Here is a 22868-nt window from a genome sequence, read left to right on the forward strand (position 1 = left end):
CGATCGCGTTGCAATCGCGAAGCGTCTCTCGGTCTTTGATTTTGCCGCATTGTCTGCGGCGAACCGGTATCGGCGTCGCCGGACACGGCTCTCACGCAGGTCCGCTCAGGCGACCGCCGCGATCCGCGCGGCGCGGCGCCGCGGGCTCGCCGCTGCCGCGACGGCCGCGAAGGTGATCTCCTGGCGCTCGCGGGCCACGAAGGCGCCGGGCATGTCGGCCTGCATCTGAGCCTCCAGTTCCCGCAGCAGCGCGTCGGTGTGCTGGGGATAGAGATGCACGATGGCGAGCCGCCCGACCTGGCCGGCCCGGCACAGCTCGACGCCCTTCTGCCAGGTCGAGTGGCCCCAGCCGCGGCAGGCGGGATATTCGCCCTGCGTGAACATGCCGTCGTAGATCACCAGGTCCGCGCCGCGGACGAAGTCCAGCAGGGCCGGATCGGGCCAGGGCTCGGAATGCTCGAGATCGCTGATGTAGCAGGCGGAGCGGCCGCCATGGTGGAATCGGTAGCCGGTGGCGCCCTGCGGATGTTGCAGCGGAACGGTGTCGACGACGGCGCCGTCGGGGAAGGTCAGGCTCTCGCCAGCCCGGAACCCGTGATGGATGAAGCGCGCGGGAAACGCGTCGAGGGTGAGCGGGAAGAGGGGCGGCGAGAACAGCCGGTCGAGCGGCTCGGCAGCACTGGCCCCGTCGAGGTTGCCGCACCAGGTGTGGACCTCGCGCGAGGGGTCGAGCACCGCCGGCTTCATGAACGGCAGGCCGCCGACATGGTCGAGGTGGAGATGGCTCAGCAGCACGTCGATCCGCTGGGGCAGCCGCTCGCGGTGATGCGCCCCGAACGCATTGATGCCGGTGCCGGCATCGATCACGAACAGCCGCTCGCCGCAGCGGACCTCCACGCAGGGGGTATGCCCGCCGAATTCCACGAATTCCGGACCGGACGTGCAGGTCGACCCCCTGACGCCCCAGAACCGGAGCGTCAGGCCGGCTTCCATGAGAGGACCCCTCGTTGTCATGCCGGCAACCGTGATGGGGGTTGTAAGGGTTGGATGTGCGATGACGCACATGGCGGATGCTCCGGCCGGACGGTCCGGCAAGACACTAGGGTGGGGCGTGCACGAGAGATGTGCCTCACGAACGATGAGCGCAAGACGAAGGTTCCCCCGCGCGGCCTAATCTGCCGTTAAGCCGGTGTGCTCGCGCACCGGGCCTGTGGATAGGGAAGCATCCTGCCCGAGCGCGGCCGCGGCGGGAAGGGGCATTGTCGGGGCCGATGCGGGCGGCGCCTCGCCGTCGGCCCGCACCATCGTGTTGCGCTCGGCCCGCAGGACGAGGTCGAACGGGGCCGCCGGATCAGGCCGGCACTCGTCCGGCAGGCAGACCACCAGGCCGCGCCCGGCCCTGGCCGCCCGCAGCCGCGCGATTCCCGCCAAGATCTCGGAGGCGCTGCGGTCGTCGAGGGCGAGGCCGACCACGAGGATGTCGGGCTGGCGCACCAGGCAGCGGGCGAGGTCGATCGCCAGGCGCTCGGCCGGCGTGAAGCCGTCGCGGCCGGACAGCCCGCTCTCGGCCGCCCGCGGATCGACCTGGCTGGCGAGGCCGAAGCGGTAGACCGTGCGCTCCAGGCCGCGCTCGCGCAGCACCGCCTGCATCAGGCTGCGCACCCGCGCGCCGGCCCCTGCCTCGGCCCCGGCGATCCGCCCGAACAGCAGATTCTCCTCCAGGCTCGCCGCGGCGGTGACCTTGCCCGGGTCGTAGAATTCCACCGAGCCCTGGAGCGAGGCCGGCAGCAGGGCCGCGAAGGTGCGCCGCGCCGCGACGAGGCGCGCCTCCATCGCCGCGTCGATCAGGCCGAAGCGGTGGCGGGTCTCGCTGTAGCGCAGGCACAGGCCGATCAGCCGGGCGCGGTCGCGCTGGCCGGCGGGGCCGCGGCGCCAGCCGGACGCCTCGGGCTGGCGCGCCACCAGATCCTCGAAGAATCCGCGCTCCCGGACCGGGAAGAGCGAGAAGGCGTCGAAGAGCGGATGGTCGTCGGGCAGGTCGGCGAAGATCTCGACGGTGGCCCGGGCGATGGACAGGCCCATCTCGATCATCGGCCGGGTCAGCCCTTCCGCCTCCAGCACCGCCCGGGTGAAGGGGTGGCCGGCGAGACGCGCCTCCGAGAAGGCCGAGCCGACCGGTGCCCCGAACAGGATGTTCTCGCCCACCGTCGCCTGCCGGTTGTAGCGGGCGGGGTCAAACGGCTCGATCAGATGGGCGACGTTGTCCGCCGCCAGGGCCGCGCGCAGGGCGCTCCGGGTCTCGACGATCGCGGCGGCGGTGGCGGCGTCGAGCCGGCGCGGCAGCACGCTGGCGAGCCCGCGGCCATAGACCAGCCGGTCGAGCCCGGTGACCGACAGGGCTTCGACCAGCCGCTCCTCCAGCGCGGCGGCGTGGGGGGCCCCGGCATCCGGGCTCGATCCGTCCGCGAAGGCGGGATCGCCGTAGAGAAGGTTCTGGAGCAGCGTGCCGGTCATCAGTACCGGCTCGGCCCCCGCATAGGCGATGCGCCGGGCGCGCTCTGCCGGGTCGACCGAGCGAAGGTCGATGCCCGCATAGGTCACCGCTCCGGCGGTGGGTTCGAGCTGGCCGGCGATCAGGGCCGCCAGCACGCGGCTGCCGCTGCCCCGGTCGCCCAGGATCGCCACGTGGCCCGGCATCGGCACGGTCAGGTCAAGGCCCATCAGCCGCTCGCCCGAGGACGGATCGTAGGCGGCGACATCCGCCAGCACGATCGGACCGCCATCGGGCAGCCCGGCCGACTGGCTGCGCAGCCGGCGCGGCGCCCGGGCGCGGGCCTCGAGCGAGGCGGTGGCGCGGGCGATCTCCCGGAAGGCCGGCAGGGCGGCGCGGCGGCGCCGGTTCTGGCGCAGGAAGGCGGCGACCGCGCTCGACGCCACGGCCAGCGCCCCGAGCACCGCCGAGAGGCCACCGGCGCTCACCGGGGCGGCGGGGGCCGGCCCCTGCCAGAGCGCGGCGGCAAGCACGATCGTCGGCACCAGCACGGTGAGCGCCAGCGCCGGGGCGCGGGCGCGGGACAGCTCCTCCTCGGTCTCGGTCAGGGCCCGGCGGGCCCGCTCGGCGACGAGGCCGAGGCGGGCATGCTCGAAGGCGGTGGTGCCGTGGGCCCGCACCGCCGGCAGGCGTCGCACCAGGTCGGTGAGGCCGCGCTCCAGAGCCGCGCCCTCCAGCCGGCGCTGGTCGTCCCGGCGCTCGGTGCGGGCGATGAGGAGCTGGCGCGCGAGCGCCGCCGCCACGAGGCTGATCCCCGCCACCGCGACGAGGCGCGGCGCCACCGCGGCGGCGACCGCGAGCGTCACCAGCACGGCGCCCACCGCCAGGGCCGGCACCAGGATGCCGACGGCGAGCAGCCCGTCGGCGGCGCGGATCGCCGTCCCGACCTGGCCGGCAAGCGCCCGTGCGTCGTCGCGGGAGGCCGGCCCGGAGCGCAGGATCGCGTCCTCGGCCAGTTCCCGCAGGCGGCGCACCGCCTCGGCCTGCGCCGTCACGCAGAGCCGCGTCACCCCCCAGCCGAGGAGCGCGAGGCTCAAGGCGACGCCGATCAGGCAGCCGAGCGCCCACAGGGTCAGGGCGCTCTCCGCCAGCGGCCAGCCCGGCAGCAGCACCAGGCCGTGGCCGCCGAACCGCTCCGGCAGCGGCACGACGAGGTGGAGGAAATGGAGCGGACCCCGCCCCGGTTCGGCGATCGCCAGCAATTCGTCGACGAGGTCGCGCAGAGCGAGCAGCCCGAGCCCGACCAGCGGGCCGCCGAGCCCGAGGGCGACCGCGACGGCGGCGGCATGCCGGCGCTTGGCGCTGCGCCAGGCGAAGACGATCGGATCGCGGTCCATCACAGCGGACGACGGAACCGGCGGGAGGGGGCGCCAGAGAGAGGGGTGCCAGAGAGAGGTACGCCCTTGGGCCGCGCCGGTCCGGTGCGCGGGGGCAGGCCCGTGGGCCGTCTCGCGATGGTGACCATGGGCCTCCTCGATGTTGCGCGAGGTATGGGCCGCACGGGCCGGAGCGGTCAAGCCGGATGCGCGGACAGCGGTCCTTCGTCGTTCGTCCGCCCCCGAAATGCCATCGGCCAGCACAGATGTGCGCAATGGCACTCGGTCTCATCGCATGAGGGATTATTATTCGGATTCAGTGGGGGTGCGTGGTCGCACATCGCGAAAATTATTCTTTCGCCATTCTCTCGTTCATTGGCGGATGACGAATGGAGCGTCCGCCACGACGATCGGCCGCAAAAGGATCATATGATGAAGACGATCGTGATCGCGACCGTTCTGGCCGCCCTCACCCTTCCGGTCGCTGCGCAGGCCGAAGGTGGCGAGGGCAGCCGCCAGGCCGCCGGCGGCGGCTTCATGAGCAGCGACGTCGCCAGCCCCAACCACGATCCCCGCTCGCAGGTGTCGCAGCGGACCGGCACCGGCCAGATCCAGGGCCAGCCGATGATCGCCGAGCGCGGCCACGGCGTCGAGCGGGGCGGCCGCTGGGCCATCGGCCGGTAAGGGGCGGGGTCCGCCTCGCCCCGCCCGCGGCGAGAGGCGAGCCCGCACCCTCCCGTCTGAACTCATGACACCCCAGGAGGGCGGGCGCCGTCCCACCCTTCATTCACCCCTCACCAAGGACCATCCGTGGACACCAGCATCATTCAGGGCATCTCCACCTTCCGCGGCAGCGTCTTTCCCGGGCAGCAGCGGATGTACCAGCGCCTCGTGCGCGACGGGCAGCAGCCCAAGGCGCTCATCATCGCCTGCGCCGATTCCCGGGTCTCGCCCGAGCACATCACCCAGGCCGGGCCCGGCGAGCTGTTCGTCTGCCGCAACGCCGGCAACATCGTGCCGCCCTTCTCGCAGATGAATGGCGGCGTCTCCTCGGCGATCGAGTATGCGGTGGTGGCGCTCGGTGTCCGCGACATCGTGGTCTGCGGCCACTCGGATTGCGGTGCCATGAAGGGGCTGATGCAGCCGGGTGCCCTGAAGGACATGCCGAACGTCGCCGCCTGGCTGCGCCACAGCCACGCCGCCGACCGCATCGTCTGCGAAGCCTATCCGGACGACATCGACCCGGCGGACCGCCTGCGGGTCCTCGCCCTCGAGAACGTGGTGGTGCAGCTCACGCATCTGCGCACCCATCCGAGCGTGGCATCGGCCTTGGCCAGGGGGCGGCTCTCCTTGCACGGCTGGTTCTTCGAGATCGAGACCGGCACGCTCCACGCCTATGACGGGAGCCGCTTCGTGGCACTCTCCGACGATGCGCCGCTGCCGGTGGCCGAGGTTTCGGTGCCTCGGTTCGCGACCGCCGACCCGTCGGGGGCGGTGGGGGTGGGGGCGGAGTGAACCTCGACGCCGGAAATCGACCCCTCGCCATGAGAGCGGATTGTAGATACGATCCGCATGCGGGGCAGGCACTCAGAACGGGTGATGCGGATCATCTGGGATGAGCCGAAGCGGGAGACGAACCTCGCGAAGCATGGCCTCGACTTCGCCGACGCCCGCGATCGGTTCGTCTTCGAAGACGCGGTGATCCTGCCGTCCTACACCGATCCGAACGGTCGGCCGCGCTTCCTTGCGCTGAACGAGTTGGATGGCCGGCTCGTTGCGGTGGTGTTCTCTCCTCTGGGAACGGAAGCCCTCGCCCTGATCAGCCTGAGGCCGGCCAACCGCAAGGAACGGAGGATTTTCGAAGATGCCTAAACTCAACCTTCCTCCCATCACCGACGAGGAGGAGGCACGCATCCAGGCCGGGATCGCAGCCGATCCGGACAACCCGGAAATCACGCCGGAGCAGTTCGCGCAGGCGCGGCCCTTCGTCGAGGTCTTTCCCGAACTGGCGGGGGCGTTCCGCCGGTCGCGCGGGCCGCAGAAGGCTCCGACGAAGCAGCTGGTGAGCCTGCGGCTCGATCAGGACGTGATCGAGCGCTTCAAGGCCACCGGTCCCGGCTGGCAGACCCGCATCAACGAGGTCTTGCGGCAGGCCGCCGAGACGCTCCCCGCGGCGTGAAGCGCCCGTTGCTGGATCGAAGCAAGGATACATCGGGAGAAAGTCCGAGCGCCGTCGGTCACGATCGGGCGACAATCGTCGGGCGGCCCCGCATCCACGGCATGGGTGACGGCACAGCCCCGGCCGATTCGCGCTTCCGGCGATGGTGATGACGCCGGATAAGGCGCCATGCGTACCGCCCGGATCGTCCCCCTCGTCGTCGCCACGGCCCTGTTCATGGAGAACACGGACTCGACCGTGCTCGCGACGTCGCTGCCGGCGATCGCCGCCGATATGGGCGAGGACCCGATCGCCCTGAAGCTGGCCCTGACCTCCTACCTGGTCAGCCTGGCGATCTTCATCCCGATCAGCGGCTGGGCCGCCGACCGCTATGGCGCCCGCACGGTCTTCCGCTGGGCGCTGGCGGTGTTCATGGCGGGCTCGCTCGCCTGCGCGGCCTCGCACTCCCTCGGCTGGTTCGTCGCCGCCCGCTTCCTGCAAGGCATGGGCGGGGCGATGATGGTGCCGGTCGGGCGCCTCGTGCTCCTGCGCAGCGTGCCGAAGGGCGAGCTGGTCCAGGCGCTCGCCACCCTCACCATCCCGGCCCTGGTCGGCCCGGTGATCGGCCCTCCGCTCGGCGGCTTCATCACCACGGCGTTGCATTGGCGCTGGATCTTCTTCATCAACCTGCCGATCGGGCTCGCCGGCATCCTGCTCGCCACCCGGTACTTCCAGGACATCAAGGAGGAGGCGCGTCCGCCCCTCGACCTCGTCGGCTTCGTCCTGTCGGGGACCGGGCTCGCGAGCCTGATGCTGGGGCTGGCGTCGAGCGGGCGCCACCTGCTGCCGGAAGCGGTGTCCTGGGCCTGCACCGGCGCCGGCCTCGTGCTGTGCGGGCTCTATCTCGCCCATGGCCGCCGGGTCGAGCATCCGGTGATCCGCCTCGATCTCCTGCGCTATCCGACCTTCCGGGCGGCGGTGCTCGGGGGCAGCCTGTTTCGCATCGGCACCGGCGCGATTCCCTTCCTGCTGCCCCTGATGCTCCAGCTCGGCTTCGGGCTCGATGCACTGCATTCGGGCCTCATCACCTTCGCGGCCGCGGCCGGCGCGCTGTTCATGAAGACCATCGCCGCCCGCATCCTGCGCGCCTTCGGCTTCCGGGCGGTGCTGACCCTCAACGCGGTGGTCGCGGCGGCCCTCCTGGCGGTCAACGGCCTGTTCACGGCGGCCACGCCGCACGCCCTCATCGTTGCGGTGCTCCTGGTCGGCGGCTGCTTCCGCTCGCTGCAATTCACCGCCGTCAACGCCATCGCGTATGCCGACGTGGACCCGCGCGACATGAGCGCGGCGACGAGCCTCGCCAGCGTGGCCCAGCAGCTCTCCCTGAGCATCGGGGTTGCCTTCGGGGCCTTCGCGCTCCAGTCCGCCGCCGAGTGGCATGGCCGCACCGAGATTCGGGCGGAGGATTTCTGGCCCGCCTTCCTGGCGGTGGCCTTCGTTTCCGGCCTCTCGACCCTGTCGTTCCGCCGCCTCGCCCCGGAGGCCGGCGCCGAGGTGTCGGGTCACCGCATCGTGCAGGCGAAGCCCGCCGCCGATGCGACCTGAGCCCTCCTGAAGGAATCATAAGCCCAGGCTTCAGCCGGCATTCAGCGTGACCGTGCGATACGTCACGACATCGAGCCCGGATGAGCCGCAACATCGGCTCCGGTGCCCGCGACGTCTTGATTCACTCTCTCAATGCATGGGGATCTGCCATGAAGCGCATCGCATCGATCTGCGTGGCCGCGGCGACCTTGGCGAGCGTGACCCTGGCCGGCGCCGCTCCGGCCGAGGCCCGCTGGCGGGCCGGGCCGGCCTTCGCCCTCGGCGCGGTCGGCGGCCTCGCCCTCGGCAGCGCCATCGCCGCCGGCGCGCGCCCGGCCTACGGCTATGGCTATGGCTATGCCCCCGCGCCGGCCTACGGCTATACGCCGGTCTATGGCGGGCCCGCCTACGGCTACGCCCCGGCCTACGGCCCGGACTGCTACACCGTCCGCCGCCGGATGATCGACGAGTTCGGCGACATCTATATCCGCCGCGTGCGCGTCTGCGACTGAGCCCGAGGGCCGGGGGTGACCGTGAGCCTGCTCGCCCGCCACATCCCGGCTCTCGCCGAGTCAAGTCTGGCGGATCTTGCCGCCGAGCCGCCCTGGGCGCTCACCGCGGCGGCGGGCGACATCGTCCGCCGCCTCCTCGTCCGCCTGGGTGAAGACTTTGCCGTCGCCGACGAGGTGGCTTTGCACCGCAGCGCCCGGGTCGAGCCCGGCGCGGTGCTCAAGGGCCCGGTCATCGTCGGACCGCTTTGCGTCATCGGCCATGGCGCGACCGTGCGCGGGGGCGCCTGGCTGGAGGGGGCCTGCACGATCGGACCGGGGGCGGAGCTGAAAGCCTCGTTCCTGTTCGCCGGCACGGCGCTCGCGCATTTCAATTTCGTCGGCGAGAGCGTGATCGGCCGGGGCGTGAACCTCGAGGCCGGCGCCGTCATCGCCAATCACCGCAACGAATGGCCAGGCGCCACGGTGGTGTTCCGGCACGACGGCGCGACGATCGACACGGGATGCCCCAAGTTCGGTGCCCTCGTCGGAGACGGGGCGCGGCTCGGGGCCAATGCGGTGGTGGCGCCGGGCGCGATCCTGGCCCCCGGCACGGTGGTGCCGCGCCTCGGGCTGGTCGATCACGGCGTCCCGCCCGACCTCAGATGAATTCGTGCACCGCCACCGGCTCGCCGATGCCCCGCAAGCGGCGCAACTCGGCCCGGGCCGAGACCCCGGTCTCGGCGAGGTGGCGGGCGGCTTGCGGGTGGCGCAGGACCGTGTCGGTGGCGAAGATGCCGCCGGAGGCGGCAAGCTGCTGCACCCGCGCGGCGACGTTCACGGTCTGCCCGAAATAATCCTGGCGGTCGTTGAGGCTCACCGCCAGGCATGGCCCCTCGTGCAGCCCGATCTTGAGCACGAGATCGTCGGCCCCGCGCTCGCGGTTGAGATCCTGCATCGCCGCCCGCATCCGGAGGGCCGCCGCCACCGCCCGGTGCGGGCCTATGAAGGTCGCCATCACGGCATCGCCGATCGTCTTGACCACCGCCCCGCCCTCGGCGGCGACGATCTCGTGCAGGATCTGGAAATGCGCCCGCACCAGGTCATAGGCGACGAGATCGCCGACCCGGGCGTAAAGCGCGGTCGAGCCCTTCAGGTCGGTGAACAGGAAGGTCAGGCTCAGGATCTTGAGCCGCTGGTCGATGTCGAGCGTGTCGGTGCGGTAGAGATCGCGGAAGGTCTGGTTGCTGAGGAGCCGCTTGGCGGTGAGGAAGGGCCGCCGTCCGCCCAGCAGCGCCTCGATATCCGGCCCGACTCGGAAAATCGTGGGCAGAACCCGCCTGGTGCTGCGGTTGTCGAGGGAGAGGCGCAATGGGCCGGGGCGGAACGTGCCGCGTCCGGCGCTCGCCCGCGCGGTGTCGAAGACCAGGGCGAGGTCCTGGCGCTCCGGGGTCGGCTCGCCCTCGACCATGAGGCTGTGGGCGGCATGCGTCACGGGATCGAGCACGATCAGCGGCTCCGGTCCGAGCTGCAACCCCAGGATCATCCGCTCGCCGGCTTTCAGCTCGACCGAGTCGACGATCGCCCGTTGTGCCAGGGTGGCGAAAGTCTCGGGCTCCGGGAAGGCGACGCCGGAGCCGAAGAAGACCTGGCGCTGGTAATCCCACAAGCCGAGCCCGTCGGGGTCGTGCGCGGCGATGCGGCGGACCCGGGGGCTCACCGTGAACGTGACCTCGACCGTGTCGTCGAGGACCGGCTCGCTGTCGAGGGCGCAGAAGGCGCAGTGATACCCGGAGGACCGCACGCCGCGCAGGCTCGCCGGCGCCTCGATCACGCCGCCGCAGCTCGGGCACAGCACGTTCCAGGACAATTCGAGGAGACCCAGCCGCGCGCCGTGCAGCAGCGCGGCGATCACCGGCTCCTCGTCGAGCCCGGCTTGCGCGGCGAGGTGCACGGCATTGATCCGCGCCAGGTCCGCGTCGGACCCATGCCGGAGCAGCCGCTCCACCGCCCGGGCGGCTTCGGGCTCGGCCGTCCGGTGGAGGGCGGCGAGGAGGGCATCGCTCTCGTCCATGGTGGGAGCTTAGGCGACAGCCGCGCAGAGTGCAATCAGCCTCTGCAAATGTCAGAGCGTTTCGCAGTAGAAAACGGCCCACTCTCCAATGTGGACGAGGAAGAAAGGGGGAGAATGGGACGATACCGGATCAATCTCGAACTGTGATGCTGGTCGCACCGCAATCCATGCTTATGCCAACGGCCGAAGATGCTGACGCATCAATTCGATCTCGGGCAGGCCCGAGATCGACGCGGCCGCTGATCCAATCTCGAAGTGTCGATGCCAAGCGCGGATGTCCGGGACCTTGGGCTTGGCAAAAATGCGAGAACGGCACCAAAGGTCGTTGTCAACGACCGTTGGTAGTAATCCTGCGGCGTGTCACCCTCACCCCTACCCCTCTCCCACACGGGAGAGGGGATCCCGCGAGCTATTCGGACATACTTGTCATTTTGAAGCATCGAGAGAATGATTGCCTCTCCCTCACCGCTCCACCTCCCGGTTCCACCGTTTCGTCCACTCCTCGCGCTTCTCGTTCACCACCGCCCAGTCCGGGGTGTAGAGGGCGGCGGCGCGGGCGCCGACCGGGGCCATCTTGACCATCTCGGGCGGCACCGCGACCGACTTCAGCACCGGGCCGTAGCCGTATTCCTTCAGCATCGTCAGCTGGACCTTGGGGTCGAGCAGCGCCTTGATGAAGGCGTTGGCCAGCGGCGAGGCTTTGGGTTTCGCCACCGGGCAGGCGGCGGTGAGAAGCGCCACCGCGCCCTCCTTCGGATAGACGAAATCGACCGGGAAGCCGGTATTGGCCAGCCCCTGCACCCGGCCGGTGCCCCAGACCGCGATCACCGCCTGGCCGGACTGGAAGAGTTCGGTCATCTTGCCGGGCGACGGCTCGTAGGCGAGCACGTTCGGGTTGATCTCCGACTTGAAGATCTTGAACGCGGAGTCGACATTCTTCTCGCTGCCGCCGTTCATCTTCGCCAGCATCACCAGGACGTTGAGCCCGTAGGTGTTATTGATCGGCGGGATGACGAGGGTCTGGCGGTACTTGGGGTCCTTGAGGTCGTTCCAGGAGGTCGGCGGGGCCCAGCCCCGCTCGGCAAAGACCTTGGTGTTGTACATCAGCCCGGTGGCGACGAGGCCGGTCGCCACCGCCCGGTCGTCCTTGAAGCGGGCGAGGTCGTAGAGGTCGGCCGGCAGGTCCCCGACACGGTCGCAGAATCCGAGCTGGATCGCCTGGTACATCGGGCCGTCATCGACGATGGCGACGTCGATCTGCTGATTGCCCTTCTGCGCCTGGAGCTTGGCGAGCGTGTCGGTGGAGTTGCCGGCGACGTACTCGACCCTGACGTTGTTCGCCGTCTCGAAGGCGGGGATCACCTCGGTGCGGATCGTCTTCTCGAACGAGCCGCCATAGCCGGCGACATAGAGCGTCGTCTGCTGCGCCATCGCGGGGGCGAGGGAGGTGGCCAGGGCCGTGAGGCCGAGGGCGGTCAGAAGGCCGAGCTGCTTCACCAAGGACCTGTCTCCTCTCGCGGGCGCGATAAGGCGTTGCACAAGAATTCGCCATGGCGCGGTGGTAGGCAAAAGGTGCCGGGCCGGCCGGGACTCGTCCAATGCGAAATGGCGCGTCCTTCATGTCGAAATGTTATGGTTCGCATCGGGGTTGGAGAGGGGGCGCTCGGTGGCACGGATCAACCTGCGGCAGGTCGAGGCTTTCCGCGCCACGATGCTGACCGGCAGCGTCACCGAGGCCGCCGCCCTGATGGGGGTGACGCAGCCGGCGGTGAGCCGGCTCCTGCGCGACCTCCAGGCGCTGCTCAACATGCCGCTGTTCGAGAAGCGCGGCACCGGCCTGGTGCCGAATGCCGCCGCGACCGCGCTCTACACGGAGGTCGAGCGCTCCTTCGTCGGGCTGGAGCGGATCGGGGCGGCGGCCGAGGAGATCCGCTCCCGCCGCACCGGGTTCCTGCGGGTCGCGGCGCTGCCGGCGCTCGCCAACGGCTACCTGCCGCGGCTCGCCGGGCATTTCCTCAAGGAGCGGCCCAACCTGAACCTGTCGCTGTTCGGGGTGATCTCGCCGATCGTGGTCGACTGGGTGACGAACAACCAGTGCGATGTCGGCTTCGCCGAGGTGCCGATCGCCCATGACGGCGTGCCGAGCCGCCGCCTGCCGGCGGTGGCCCGGGTCGCGGTGCTGCCGGAGGGCCATCGGCTGGCCGAGAAGGCCGAAATCGGGCCGCGCGACTTCGAGGGCGAGACCTTCGTGTCGCTCAGCGCCGGCTCGACCGGGCGTCACCTCGTCGACCAGGTCTTCCACCGCGATGGCGTGCGGCGCATCCTGCGCATCGAGACCGCGCTGTCGGAGATCCTCTGCGGGCTGGTCTCGTCGGGGATCGGGGTGTCGATCTCCGATCCGTTCACCGCGCGGGAATTCGAGGGCCGCGGGGTGGTGGTCCGGCCCTTCGTGCCGCGCATCGAGTTCGAGTTCGCCGCGGTGTTCCCGGCCCAGCGCAGCCCGTCCCCCGTCGCCCTCGATCTGGTCGAGGCGGTGCAGCAATCGATGGCGACCGCGCCGTATGCAGGCTTGTCCAGATCGGAGCGGTAGGGCCGTTCGCAGACGAGACGGTGACGCGTCGGAGCCTTGCAATCCGGTCGAGGCGCCGAAGGTCAGCCGGCTGGCCGCTCTCCGAAAAAGTCGTTCTCAACGAAATCTGGTCTTGTTCTTTTTGCTCGCACGGGATGACCGCTGGATGTCTGGTGTTCGTGGCGGTCGATGCCGATCACGGCCGGGTGTGGAGGTTCGATTGACAACGCTCACCCCACCCCCGAGAACCCAAAAAATGGGTCTGCGGGAGGAGCACGCGATGGGCAACGGGCTGCGCAAGGGACTGACCAGCTACGGGGATGCGGGCTTCTCGCTGTTCCTGCGCAAGGCGTTCATCAAGGCGGCGGGCTATTCCGACGACGCCCTCGACCGGCCGATCGTCGGCATCACCAACACCGCCTCCGACTACAATCCCTGCCACGGCAACGCCGCGCAGCTGATCGAGGCGGCCAAGCGCGGGGTGATGCTGGCCGGTGCGATGCCGATGGTGTTCCCGACGATCTCGATCCACGAGAGCTTCGCCCATCCGACCTCGATGTACCTGCGCAACCTGATGGCGATGGACACCGAGGAGATGATCCGCGCCCAGCCGATGGATGCGGTGATCGTCATCGGCGGCTGCGACAAGACCCTGCCGGCGCAGGTGATGGCGGCGGCCTCCGTCGACCTGCCGACCGTGGTGATCCCGGTCGGCCCGATGGTGGTCGGCCATCACCGCGGCGAGGTGCTCGGTGCCTGCACCGATTGCCGCCGCCTCTGGGGCGCGCACCGGGCCGGCGAGATCGACGAGCAGGAGATCGAGACCGTCAACGGGCGCCTCGCCCCGTCCGTCGGCACCTGCATGGTGATGGGCACCGCCTCGACCATGGCCTGCATGATCGAGGCGATGGGCCTGGCTCTGCCCATGGCCGGCACGATTCCGGCGCCCCATGCCGAGCGGGTCCGCCTCGCCGAGGCGAGCGGCGCCTGCGCCGCCGCGATGGCCAAGTCCGGCGGCCCGCGCCCGAGCCAGATCATGACCAAGGCCGCGATCCGCAACGCGCAGGTCGTCATGCAGGCGATCGGCGGCTCGACCAACGGGGTGATCCACCTCACCGCCATGGCAAATCGCGCCGGGATCGACCTCGACCTCGCGAGCCTCGACGCGATCGGCCGCGCGGTGCCGGTGCTGGTCGACCTCAAACCCTCGGGCGACCACTACATGGAGCATTTCCACCATGCCGGCGGCGTGCCGAAGCTGCTCGCCGAACTCGGCGACCTGATCGATCTCGACGCTCCCACCATCACCGGCGCGACCTTGCGCGACGTGGTGGCGGCGGCCGAGGACGTGCCGGGCCAGACCGTGATCCGCTCGCCCCGGCAGCCGATCAAGCCGGTCGGCGCCATGGCGGTGCTCACCGGCAACCTCGCCCCGCGCGGCGCGCTCATCAAGCACTCGGCGGCCACAGCCCGGCTTCTCCAGCACGAGGGCCGGGCTCTGGTGTTCGACTCGATTCCCGACATGGCGGCGCGGATCGACGATCCCGACCTCGACGTCTCGGCCGAGGACGTGCTGGTCTTGCGCAATGCCGGGCCGAAGGGGGCGCCGGGCATGCCGGAGGCCGGCTACCTGCCGATCCCGAAGAAGCTCGCCCGGGCCGGCGTGAAGGACATGGTGCGAATCTCGGATGCGCGGATGAGCGGCACCGCCTTCGGCACCATCGTGCTGCACGTCACGCCCGAATCGGCGGTCGGCGGCCCGCTGGCGCTGGTGCGCAGCGGCGACCGCATCCGGCTCGACGTGGCCGGCCGACGCATCGACCTCCTGGTGGACGAGGCCGAGCTGTCGGCCCGGGCCGCCGCCCTCGAAGCGCCGGCGCGCCCCGACTGGGCGGCCCGAGGCTATGCCCGCCTGTTCCACGACACCGTCACCCAGGCCGACCAGGGTTGCGACTTCGATTTCATGCGCCGGGAGGGGTGAAGACCTTTGGCCCTGGGCGCGTCCGGCCTATCGTGACCGTGGCGGGGCCCCGGTCTCTGCGAATCTTGAGGCGGTGAGTGTTGCGCAGCGCGATCGTTCTGGGCGCCGGCATGGCCGGCGTCGGTACCGCCCTCCACCTCCAGCGGCGCGGCTGGTCGGTCGCCCTCGTCGACCGGGGCGAGCCGGGGCGTGAGACGAGCTACGGCAATGCCGGGATCATCCAGAGCGAGGCGGTCGAGCCCTACGCCATGCCCCGCGACCGGGCGACGCTCTGGGCGATCGCCAGCGGCCGCAGCAACGACGTCCATTACGCGCTGCGCCACCTCCCCCGCCATCTCGGGCCGCTCCTGCGCTACTGGTGGCACTCCTCCCCCCGCCGCCACGCCGCGGCGTCCCGCGCCTACGCGACCTTGATCGCGCAGGCCGCCCCCGAACACGCGGCGCTGATCGAGGCGGCGGGCGCCGCCGACCTCGTCCGCCAGGGCGGCTTCCGCATCCTCCATCGCGGGCAGCGGGCGATGGAGGCCGCCGTGGCGGACGCCGAGCGGCTCGGCGCGCGCCACGGCTTGCGCGTGCGGGCGATGTCACCGGCGGATCTCGCGGCGGCCGAGCCGGCGCTGAAGCAGGCGGGGGCGGGGGCGATCCATTGGGAGGATCCGTGGTCCGTCCGGGATCCCGGCGCGCTCGTCTCCGCCTATGCCGCCCTGTTCGCCCGGCAGGGCGGAACGCTGCTGCGCGGCGAGGCGGAGAGCCTCGGCCAGACCGCGCGGGGCTGGAGCATGCGGACGGCGGACGGGATGATCGAGGCGGAGGCCGCGGTGGTGGCGCTGGGGCCCTGGTCGCCCGTCCTCCTGCGGCGGTTCGGCTACCGGATCGCGATGGTGGAAAAGCGCGGCTATCACCGGCACTGGCGCAGCGCCCGGACCCTGGAGGTGCCGTTGCTCGACGCGCAGAACGGCTACGTGATGGCGCCGATGGCGGCGGGTTTGCGCCTCACCACCGGCGCCGAGCTGGCTGGTCCCGAGGCGGCGATCGATCCGGTCCAGCTCGCCCGTGCCGAGGCGGCGGCGCAAGATCTCGTCGATCTCGGCGCGCCGCGCGAGACCGTGCCCTGGTCCGGCACGCGCCCCTGCATGCCCGACATGCTGCCGGTCGTCGGGCCGGCGCCGCGCCATCCGGGCCTGTGGTTCCAGTTCGGGCACGGCCACCAGGGCTTCACCCTCGGGCCGGCGAGCGGGCGGCTTCTCGCCGAGGCGATGTCGGGCGAGGCGCGATTCGTGCCGGATGCGCCATTTGCCCCCGCCCGGCTCGCCGCAGCCTGAGACGCGCCGCGAGCATCCCGTCGCAGGTTCAGCGCCGCGACCAGTCCCCCGCATTGACGGCTCCCTTGGGCACCTCCCCGGCCAGGATGGCCCGGACCTGCGCCACCGTGTCGAACGCCTGCGCCTCGACCGCCGGGGGCGTGAGGCCGCCGATATGCGGGGTGGCGACGACGTTCGGCAGCCGGGCGAGGCCGGGCGAGGGCATCTGGTCGGGCGCCCGGCCGACATCAAGGGCGGCCCCGGCGATCCGTCCCTCGGCCAGTGCCGCCGCCAGGGCGGCCTCGTCGACGAGATTGCCGCGGGACAGGTTGATGAACACCGCGTCGCGCCGCATCCGCCCGAGGGCGACCGCGTCGATCAGGTTCTCGGTCTCCGCAGTCGCGACCGCCAGGCACACGACGATGTCCGATTCCGCCATCAGGACCTCGAACCCGACCTGCCGCCCTTGGCTTGCCGGGACGGTGACGTGGGGATCACAGACCAGCACCTCCATGCCGAGAGGGGCGGCCACGGCCGCGAGAGCCCGGCCGATCGCCCCGTAGCCGATGATGCCGAGGCGGCTGCCCGAGAGCTGCCGCCCCATCCGAACCTCCGGCATCCGGCCGGCCCGATAGTCCAGCGTCGCCCGCGAGATGCCGCGCGACAGGTCGACCATGAAGCCGAGCGCCAGTTCGGTGACCGATTCGACGAAGCCCGGGGCGGCCCGCGTGACCAGCACCCCGGCCCGGCTTGCCGCCTCGACGTCGATCGTGCGGAGATCGACCGCGCAGCGCAGGAACGCCTGGAGCCGCGGCAGGCGCTCGAAGATGGCGGCCGGGCCCGGGGTGAGCCGGTCGGAGACGATGACGTCGACATCGCCCGCGGCCGCCACGAGAGCGTCGGAATCGAGCGGATCGTCCCGGTCGTGGAGCACCACGTCGGCGAGGGCGCGAAGCTCCCCCAGGGCCCGCGAGCCGTAATATTGGTCGCGGCTCTGCGGCGTATGCGTCAGCAGCACCTTCATGCAAACCCCTTTCGTCACGACGGACTCAGCCTCTGGGCGCATCCTGCAAAGCCCGATTCTTCGGACATCGCCCGTCACGTCATCCGCCGCCGGCGCATGGCGAGCAGCTCGGTCCCGATCTGGTAGCGGCCTTCCCCGGCGAGGCGCACGAGGCGCCGGAAGTAGCCGCCCGGATTGCGGATCCGGTTCTGGCCCGATCCGACGTCGTCGTCATGTGCTTGCGCCACGACCAGGACCAGGATCGCGGCCTCGTAGGGACCGACCGTCGCACAAGCTTCGGCCCAGGCGCTCGGATGCGCCCCGATCGTCGCCCTGAGCCGCTGGCCGGCGTCGAGGATCTCGTGCATCTCGCGGATTTCTCCCCTCACCAGGTCGCGCACCACCGGGCATGCCTCGACGATCAGCGCCGGCGCCAGACCCGTCATCGATTGCTCGGTCCGGCGAGGTGCGTCGACACCCCCCGCCGAGTCCTTGCTCCAAGCCTCGGTAGGAGATCCTTTCTCTGTTTCTACGTGAGGGCACGTGTTGCCGTCACAGCCGGCTGCGTAGAAGCGATCCTCGACCATGCGGCGCAGCTCTCCCCAGGCTTCGAGGACCAGTTCCGGATCGCCGTTGCCGCGCCGGTCGGGCGTGGTCGCGTCGAGGCTGGCTTGTGCATCCGCGAGGTCGGCCACGGACGCCTCGGGATAGCGGGCCGCGAAAGCCTGAAGGGCTTCCACCACGGCGCGCCGGTGCATCGTCACGAGGTCGAAGGCCCGCCGGCGGCGCTCCCGCGCCTCGGCCCGTGCCTGGATCGCCTCCGCCCAGTCGCCCCGCCGCGCGTAGAGCGGCGTCAGGTCGAACCCGAAGGCGTCGAGGATCGTCCCGTCGCGAGACCGGATAGCGTAGCGCTTGCCGTTGGCGGAATCCTTCGGCGCGATGATCTCCAGGCTGACGAGGTCGCGCAACGCATAGCGCACGGCGCGTTCCGACAGCCCGGTGCGCGACACCAGGTACTCGTTCGACGGCCACACGATCAGCCGCGACCAGTCCTGCTCGCCCCAGGTGGCGACGAGTTCGGACAGGACCAGCCGCAGCGACGGGCGCAGGCCGAGCGCCTTCGCCGCCTCGCGGGCCGATGCCGACAAGTCCTTGCGCGTGACCGTGCGCCCGTCCTCGAGGGCGCGTCTCTTCCCAGCGAGGGCGGCGCGCGTCAGCGGCCGGCCCCCGGTCTGAACCATCTCCACTCCACACCTCCTTGGACGGAGGCAAAGCGGGATCGTTCGCCCGAGAGGGCGTCATTGACGAGAAGGTCGGGAACCGCTAGAAGGAGGATGCCAATCCGGTCTTCAAGCGGCGGCTTCCCCAGCCCCCGTTATGAGATCCCAAAAAGCGCCGAGGTCCCCACCTCGGCGCTTTTTTGCTTTGCTGCGTCTACATCGTCTGTCCCACGAAAACCTGCTCGAGCGCGTGGATGATCGCGAGGCGCCGGTTCGGGAACTTGCCCTCACGCACCGCCGCGTCGATCGCCTGCTGCACCTGTGCCGGTACCCAGACATTCGTCTCCGTCTCCCCGGAGGCTTTGCGGGCCTCGCGGAGCTTCTTGACGCGCTGAGACGGGGTATCGGCCATCGCTTCGGCTCCACGACTCGTAACGTTACGAGTCGTGTCACGACTCGGGCGCCAGCGGCAATGCGGAGTCGAGATTCGGCGGTGGATGTTAAATTCGATTCACAGACGAATCGGGCGCGGGCCCGCCCCGAGTCCCCCGCCGGTGTGATCTGGCGTCCCGGAGCGGCTGCACCGCCTGATTCGTGAAGAGTTCCATGCAGGATTCAGGACAATCGTCCACAATAGCCTCGAATCGGTGCGGTGGTCTTGGGGGCGATGGGATTCATGCCGGTCAAGAGGGGGGCCGGATGTGGCCGTGCCGGCACCCCGACCCGCCCCACCGCGCCGGCCGGGGCCTCGGCGGCGGCCCGGATTTCGAGCCGCAGCGTCTCGGCCGGCTCCTCCCGCAGGAACGCGGCCGTCAGCCGAGAGACGACGCCGAACATGGCAAGCGCGAGCATGGCCGACCACCGGGCGAGGCCGAGCGCCGAGCGGAAGGTGGTGGAGCCGACCAGGTCAGTGATCGGGCAAGGTCAGACATCAAGGATGAGCGTGAAGCCGATGCGGCGCACGCCGTGGATCACCGGCGGCTCGCCCCACCCGCTTCCAGCTTGCGGCGCAGCCGGCCGAGATGCACGTCGATGAGGTTCGATCTCGGGGTGACGCGGTGATTCCACCCCTCCTCGAACAGGAGCGCCCGGGTCACCACCTGACCGGCGGCGCCAGGGTGGTCGAGCGACGGCACAGATCTCCCGCAAAGGGACGAGCGGAACGCTCGCCATCGATCGAGATCCGTCGTTCGGTGATTACGTAGCCTCTCGCCTCGACGAGCTCTACGCCGCCTTTCTAGCTGACGATGGATCACGGACGCCCCGCGAGAGCGGACGTGGAAACGCGGCGAATGGCAGAAATCGATCGGATCGGCCCCCGGAAGTTGGCCATGGCCGACCACGTCGTCTGACGCAGAAGGGGCGTCACTTATCCCTTATAGGACCGGCCTCCGGTATGATAAGGCACAGACGCGGCGAGCTTGCCTTTTCTACCTCATCGGATCATGAACCGCTCCGGGTTTTTTGAGGCTGTTTGTCTTGGGTCAGGCGGCGAGGGCTTGGTCGCCGACGTGGGTATGATATCGCGCTTTAGCCTCGGCGGGAGGGACGTTGCCGATGGGCGCGAGGAGGCGTCGGTTGGATGACCTCCGCCTTGAACAGACCATTGATCGTCTCCGCCAGGGCATTGTCGTAAGAGTCGCCGACGCTGCCGACCGATGGCTCGATGCCCGCACCGACCAGGCGCTCTGTGTACCGCAGAGCCAAGTATTGCGAGCCGCGGTTCGAGTGATGCACCAGCCCGCTGCCCTGGACGGGACGACGCTCGTGCAGGGCCTGCTCCAGGGCATCCAGAACGAGCTCGCGTGAGCGCTGCGTGAGGCCCGCCAGCCGACGATGCGCCGGGCGAACACAGCGATGACGAACGCCACATAGGTGAAGTCACTGACCCACAAGGCGTTCGGCCGTGGAGCCTTGAAGTGGCGCTTGACCCCGGTCGAGGGGGCAGGTCGCCGCCGGGTCGGGGATCGTGGTGCGCACGGTCCTGCCACGCACCACCCCCGCCAAGCCCATCTGGCGCATCAGCCGCGCCACCGTGCATCGCGCGGCCACGATCCCCTACCGGGCCAGTTGCCGCCAGATCTTGCGCACGCCGTAGACGCAGAAGTTGGCCTCGAACACGCGCCTTGTCTCGATCGTCCACGCGGCGTCGCTGCGGGCGCGAACCGGCTGCTTCTCGGGGTCGGCACGTCGAGCGCCATGCACGTAGTAGGTCGACGGGGCGATCGGCAGTACCCTGCAGATCGGCTCGACCCCGTAGACCTCCCGATGCTCGTCGATGAACCTGATCATGGCCGCGACCGGCGGTCGAGCTCCGCCATGGCGAAATACGCGCTCGCCTTGCGCAGGATCTCGTTGTCCTGGCGCAGCTCGCGAACTTCTCGCTCCAGCGCCTTGATCCGCTCGCGCTCGTCCGTCGTCTGGCCGGGATGCACGCCTTGATCCCGCTCGGACTGGCGTACCCAGTTCCTCAGCGTCTCGCCCGAGCAGCCGATCTTGGCGGCAATCGACTGGATCGCCGACCACTGCGAGATGTGCTCGCCCTCGTGGGCGCGCACCATCCGCACCGCACGCTCGTGCACCTCAGGGGAAAACGGGGTTGTTCGCTTCGTCATGGCTCCATCCTCTCAGAAGTTGGAGCCTCCGGGAAAACCGGGGCGGTTCAGCTACTACAAGGCGCAATTCCATCGGCTGCGCGCCAAGCGTGGTCCCAAGAAGGCGATCTGCGCTGTCGCTGCCTCGATGCTGACCGCCTATCTACCACATGCTGAGGGATGGCGCTGAACAGAAGGATCTTGGCCCAAACCACTTCGACCGTCGGTCCAATGAGGTCAAAGCCAAGAAAATGGTCTCCCAGTGAGCCAAGCTCGGATACCAGACCTCGCTTCAACCGCTCGCGGAGGCGGCCTGAACGCCACCGCCGCCAAGCTCATGAGTTTCTGTCTAGATGCCCGCGCGGCCCTCCCGGTCCCAGGCGGCCTCGACCTCGAGGGACTGCGTGTCGCGCTTGCAGGTGGCGAGGGCCGCCTCGCGCCCGTCCTCGCGGTAGGTCACCGCGAAATCGCCCTTGGCCACGTCGCCCGCGACCTCGGCGTCCTCGGCCGATCCCGCATGACCCACGTAGCGCAGGCTGGTACCGTAATGGCCGCTCCAGAAGAACGGCGTCTCGGCGAACGCCGCCGCTTCCCCCAGGAGGACGCGGGCGACGTGCTGGCCCTGGCGCTGGGCATGGACCCAGTGCTCGACCCGCAGGCGCCGGCCGCTGCGCGGATCCGGATAGGCCGCGACGTCGCCGACGGCGTAGATCCCGGACGCCGAGGTGCGGAGCAGGCCGTCGACCGCGATGCCGCCGCCCTCGTCCCTGTCCGCGAGGGCGAGGCCGGCACTCTCCGCAAGGTCGGTGCGGGGCGCGACGCCGGTGCCGAGCACCACGAGGTCGGCCTCGATCCGGCTGTCGTCGTCGAGAGTGAGCGCCGTCCCGTCGAAGCCCGTGACCCTGCGGCCGAGGCGGAAGGTCACGCCCTTGTCTGCGTGCAGGCCCTGGACGAAGCGGCCGACCGCCGCGCCGAGGACGTTTGCGAGCGGCACCGGTTCGGGCGCCACCACGGTGACGCTCTTGTCGCGGGCGATCATCGCGGCGGCGACTTCGAGGCCGATGAAGCTCGCCCCGACCACCGCCACCGTGCGGGCCGTCTCGGCTGCCGCGATCAGCGCATCTGCGTCGGCGAGGCTGCGCAGGGTGTGGACGTTCGGGCGATCGAAGCCCGGCACGTCCGGCCGAAGCGGCGCGGCGCCCGTGGCGATCACCAGGGCATCGTAGGGCAGCCGCTCGCCGCCCGCGGTCACGACCTCCTCGGCGCCGAGATCGACGGAGACCGCCCGGTCGCACAGGAGGCGCGGGCCCTCGCCCCGATGGACGCTCTCGGGGGCGAGCCGCGTCGCCGCGCGCGTCGCCTTGCCGGAGAGGTACTGCTTCGAGCAGAAGGTGCGGTCGTAGGGGGGATCGGGATCGTCGCTCACCAGGGTGACGGCGGCGCCGTGGCCGGCCCGGGTCAGCCACTCGGCGCAGGCATGCCCTCCGGCCCCGCCGCCGACGATCACGACCTTGCCGGGAGAGCGGGCAGCGGGCGTGGCCGCGGCCTCGCGCCGTCCGGTGACGGTGATGTGGCCGTCGTGCTCCTCGGCTCGGTAGCAGGGCAGCGGGTCGAAGGCCGGGGCGCCGACCGCCTCGCCGGTCTCCAGGCTGAAGCGGGCATGGTGCCAGGGGCAGCGCAGCTCGCCTTCCGCCACGATCCCCTTGGCGAGCGGCGCGCCGAGATGGGTGCAGCGGGCGCCGATCGCCCGGACCGCGCCGTCGCGGCGCAGGAGCAGCACCGTGTCCCCGCCGAGGGTGCCCTCGATCATCGCCCCCTCGGGCAGGTCGCCCGACGCGATCCCCCGCGCGAGATCCGGTTTGTCCTTCTTGTCCGTATCGGCCATCGCCCGCCCCTTCATCGATGCTGCATCGTCGGCAGGCAACGCGCAGGTGCCGGAACGGTGCCTCACCCGATCCGTCGATCTCCCGCAATCGGCGCCTCGGGCCGCGCCAGTCGGCGCCGGGCCGGTCGGGGGGCGGGTCATGGG

20 protein-coding genes, 2 pseudogenes and 1 other annotated feature are annotated in these 22868 nt (G+C 70.5%); of the genes and pseudogenes, 11 read left to right on the forward strand and 11 right to left on the reverse strand.

Annotated features, from left to right (window positions below):
- Positions 1-105: 105 nt before the first annotated feature.
- Positions 106-1014 (reverse strand): MBL fold metallo-hydrolase, encoded by a 909-nt coding sequence (locus VP06_RS24500; protein ID WP_048466420.1) that lies wholly within the window; start codon positions 1012-1014, stop codon positions 106-108.
- A 156-nt stretch (positions 1015-1170) separates the two neighbouring features.
- Positions 1171-3888, reverse strand: a complete 2718-nt coding sequence (locus VP06_RS24505; RefSeq protein WP_048466421.1) for an ATP-binding cassette domain-containing protein — start codon at positions 3886-3888, stop codon at positions 1171-1173.
- 408 nt (positions 3889-4296) lie between these two features.
- On the opposite strand from VP06_RS24505, the gene VP06_RS24510 reads away from it, so the two are divergent.
- The 7 genes from VP06_RS24510 to VP06_RS24540 all read left to right on the forward strand — a co-directional run bounded on the left by VP06_RS24510 (position 4297) and on the right by VP06_RS24540 (position 8766).
- Complete coding sequence (locus tag VP06_RS24510) at positions 4297-4551, forward strand: hypothetical protein (protein WP_053082022.1); 255 nt, start codon at positions 4297-4299, stop codon at positions 4549-4551.
- 126 nt (positions 4552-4677) lie between these two features.
- Entirely contained in the window at positions 4678-5382 is a 705-nt protein-coding gene (locus VP06_RS24515; protein ID WP_048466422.1) for a carbonic anhydrase, read from the forward strand.
- 84 nt (positions 5383-5466) lie between these two features.
- On the forward strand, positions 5467-5739 hold the full coding sequence (locus tag VP06_RS24520; RefSeq protein ID WP_048466423.1) for a BrnT family toxin: 273 nt from the start codon (positions 5467-5469) through the stop codon (positions 5737-5739).
- On the forward strand, positions 5732-6046 hold the full coding sequence (locus VP06_RS24525; RefSeq protein ID WP_048466424.1) for a BrnA antitoxin family protein: 315 nt from the start codon (positions 5732-5734) through the stop codon (positions 6044-6046). Before VP06_RS24520 ends, VP06_RS24525 begins: the two co-directional genes overlap by 8 nt.
- A 168-nt stretch (positions 6047-6214) precedes the next feature.
- Positions 6215-7630 (forward strand): MDR family MFS transporter, encoded by a 1416-nt coding sequence (locus VP06_RS24530; RefSeq protein WP_048466425.1) that lies wholly within the window; start codon positions 6215-6217, stop codon positions 7628-7630.
- A 149-nt stretch (positions 7631-7779) separates the two neighbouring features.
- Positions 7780-8121 (forward strand): hypothetical protein, encoded by a 342-nt coding sequence (locus tag VP06_RS24535; protein WP_048466426.1) that lies wholly within the window; start codon positions 7780-7782, stop codon positions 8119-8121.
- 15 nt (positions 8122-8136) lie between these two features.
- Positions 8137-8766 (forward strand): LbetaH domain-containing protein, encoded by a 630-nt coding sequence (locus tag VP06_RS24540; RefSeq protein ID WP_245291298.1) that lies wholly within the window; start codon positions 8137-8139, stop codon positions 8764-8766.
- Here VP06_RS24540 and VP06_RS24545 read toward each other — a convergent pair.
- Positions 8759-10171 carry an adenylate/guanylate cyclase domain-containing protein gene (locus VP06_RS24545; RefSeq protein WP_048466427.1) on the reverse strand — a complete coding sequence of 471 codons (1413 nt, stop codon included), beginning with the start codon at positions 10169-10171 and terminating at the stop codon, positions 8759-8761. The two genes, VP06_RS24540 and VP06_RS24545, sit on opposite strands and share 8 nt — an antisense overlap.
- Before the next feature lie 462 nt (positions 10172-10633).
- Positions 10634-11668 (reverse strand): ABC transporter substrate-binding protein, encoded by a 1035-nt coding sequence (locus tag VP06_RS24550; protein WP_048466439.1) that lies wholly within the window; start codon positions 11666-11668, stop codon positions 10634-10636.
- Between the two features lie 169 nt (positions 11669-11837).
- On the opposite strand from VP06_RS24550, the gene VP06_RS24555 reads away from it, so the two are divergent.
- From VP06_RS24555 to VP06_RS24565, 3 genes are all read left to right on the forward strand, one after another.
- A complete protein-coding gene (locus VP06_RS24555; protein WP_048466428.1) occupies positions 11838-12761 on the forward strand; it encodes a LysR substrate-binding domain-containing protein in 924 nt (307 codons plus the stop codon).
- Between the two features lie 259 nt (positions 12762-13020).
- On the forward strand, positions 13021-14721 hold the full coding sequence (locus VP06_RS24560; protein WP_048466440.1) for an IlvD/Edd family dehydratase: 1701 nt from the start codon (positions 13021-13023) through the stop codon (positions 14719-14721).
- A gap of 80 nt (positions 14722-14801) precedes the next feature.
- On the forward strand, positions 14802-16043 hold the full coding sequence (locus VP06_RS24565; protein WP_048466429.1) for an NAD(P)/FAD-dependent oxidoreductase: 1242 nt from the start codon (positions 14802-14804) through the stop codon (positions 16041-16043).
- Positions 16044-16071: 28 nt separating this feature from the next.
- On the opposite strand, the gene VP06_RS24570 is transcribed toward VP06_RS24565, so the two are convergent.
- The 6 genes and pseudogenes from VP06_RS24570 to VP06_RS35240 all read right to left on the reverse strand — a co-directional run bounded on the left by VP06_RS24570 (position 16072) and on the right by VP06_RS35240 (position 20860).
- Positions 16072-17046, reverse strand: coding sequence for a hydroxyacid dehydrogenase (locus VP06_RS24570; RefSeq protein ID WP_048466430.1), 975 nt, complete (start codon positions 17044-17046; stop codon positions 16072-16074).
- 74 nt (positions 17047-17120) lie between these two features.
- Positions 17121-18266 carry a plasmid replication protein RepC gene (gene repC / locus VP06_RS24575; RefSeq protein ID WP_082167601.1) on the reverse strand — a complete coding sequence of 382 codons (1146 nt, stop codon included), beginning with the start codon at positions 18264-18266 and terminating at the stop codon, positions 17121-17123.
- 193 nt (positions 18267-18459) lie between these two features.
- Positions 18460-18657: a hypothetical protein gene (locus VP06_RS24580; RefSeq protein ID WP_048466432.1), complete on the reverse strand. Its 198-nt coding sequence runs from the start codon at positions 18655-18657 to the stop codon at positions 18460-18462.
- A gap of 203 nt (positions 18658-18860) precedes the next feature.
- A complete protein-coding gene (locus VP06_RS24585) occupies positions 18861-19097 on the reverse strand; it encodes a hypothetical protein (protein ID WP_048466433.1) in 237 nt (78 codons plus the stop codon).
- Between the two features lie 119 nt (positions 19098-19216).
- The gene (locus VP06_RS35235; protein ID WP_245291299.1) at positions 19217-19381 is read right to left on the reverse strand and encodes a winged helix-turn-helix domain-containing protein; all 165 of its coding nucleotides are present in this window, start codon (positions 19379-19381) and stop codon (positions 19217-19219) included.
- A gap of 348 nt (positions 19382-19729) precedes the next feature.
- Positions 19730-20860 (reverse strand): annotated as a pseudogene (locus VP06_RS35240) (IS3 family transposase).
- Positions 20463-20579, reverse strand: a sequence feature (AL1L pseudoknot). It overlaps the preceding pseudogene by 117 nt.
- Before the next feature lie 49 nt (positions 20861-20909).
- Between VP06_RS35240 and VP06_RS39055 the strand changes: the two are divergent.
- A pseudogene (locus tag VP06_RS39055) lies at positions 20910-21105 on the forward strand (IS110 family transposase); the annotation flags it as partial.
- Between the two features lie 83 nt (positions 21106-21188).
- Here VP06_RS39055 and VP06_RS24605 read toward each other — a convergent pair.
- Complete coding sequence (locus tag VP06_RS24605; protein WP_048466441.1) at positions 21189-22724, reverse strand: FAD-dependent oxidoreductase; 1536 nt, start codon at positions 22722-22724, stop codon at positions 21189-21191.
- Between the last annotated feature and the right edge of the window lie 144 nt (positions 22725-22868).

It is taken from the genome of Methylobacterium aquaticum, from assembly GCF_001043915.1.
Lineage (GTDB): Bacteria > Pseudomonadota > Alphaproteobacteria > Rhizobiales > Beijerinckiaceae > Methylobacterium > Methylobacterium aquaticum.

Bases quoted from the DNA above. Each gene is read 5' to 3' on its own strand.
- VP06_RS24500 (WP_048466420.1), bottom strand. From the start codon at position 1,014: ATGACAACGAGGGGTCCTCTCATGGAAGCCGGCCTGACGCTCCGGTTC.
- VP06_RS24505 (WP_048466421.1), bottom strand. From the start codon at position 3,888: ATGGACCGCGATCCGATCGTCTTCGCCTGGCGCAGCGCCAAGCGCCGG.
- VP06_RS24510 (WP_053082022.1), top strand. From the start codon at position 4,297: ATGATGAAGACGATCGTGATCGCGACCGTTCTGGCCGCCCTCACCCTT.
- VP06_RS24520 (WP_048466423.1), top strand. From the start codon at position 5,467: ATGCGGATCATCTGGGATGAGCCGAAGCGGGAGACGAACCTCGCGAAG.
- VP06_RS24525 (WP_048466424.1), top strand. From the start codon at position 5,732: ATGCCTAAACTCAACCTTCCTCCCATCACCGACGAGGAGGAGGCACGC.
- VP06_RS24530 (WP_048466425.1), top strand. From the start codon at position 6,215: ATGCGTACCGCCCGGATCGTCCCCCTCGTCGTCGCCACGGCCCTGTTC.
- VP06_RS24535 (WP_048466426.1), top strand. From the start codon at position 7,780: ATGAAGCGCATCGCATCGATCTGCGTGGCCGCGGCGACCTTGGCGAGC.
- VP06_RS24545 (WP_048466427.1), bottom strand. From the start codon at position 10,171: ATGGACGAGAGCGATGCCCTCCTCGCCGCCCTCCACCGGACGGCCGAG.
- VP06_RS24560 (WP_048466440.1), top strand. From the start codon at position 13,021: ATGGGCAACGGGCTGCGCAAGGGACTGACCAGCTACGGGGATGCGGGC.
- VP06_RS24570 (WP_048466430.1), bottom strand. From the start codon at position 17,046: ATGAAGGTGCTGCTGACGCATACGCCGCAGAGCCGCGACCAATATTAC.
- repC (WP_082167601.1), bottom strand. From the start codon at position 18,266: ATGGTTCAGACCGGGGGCCGGCCGCTGACGCGCGCCGCCCTCGCTGGG.
- VP06_RS24580 (WP_048466432.1), bottom strand. From the start codon at position 18,657: ATGGCCGATACCCCGTCTCAGCGCGTCAAGAAGCTCCGCGAGGCCCGC.
- VP06_RS24585 (WP_048466433.1), bottom strand. From the start codon at position 19,097: ATGCTCGCGCTTGCCATGTTCGGCGTCGTCTCTCGGCTGACGGCCGCG.
- VP06_RS24605 (WP_048466441.1), bottom strand. From the start codon at position 22,724: ATGGCCGATACGGACAAGAAGGACAAACCGGATCTCGCGCGGGGGATC.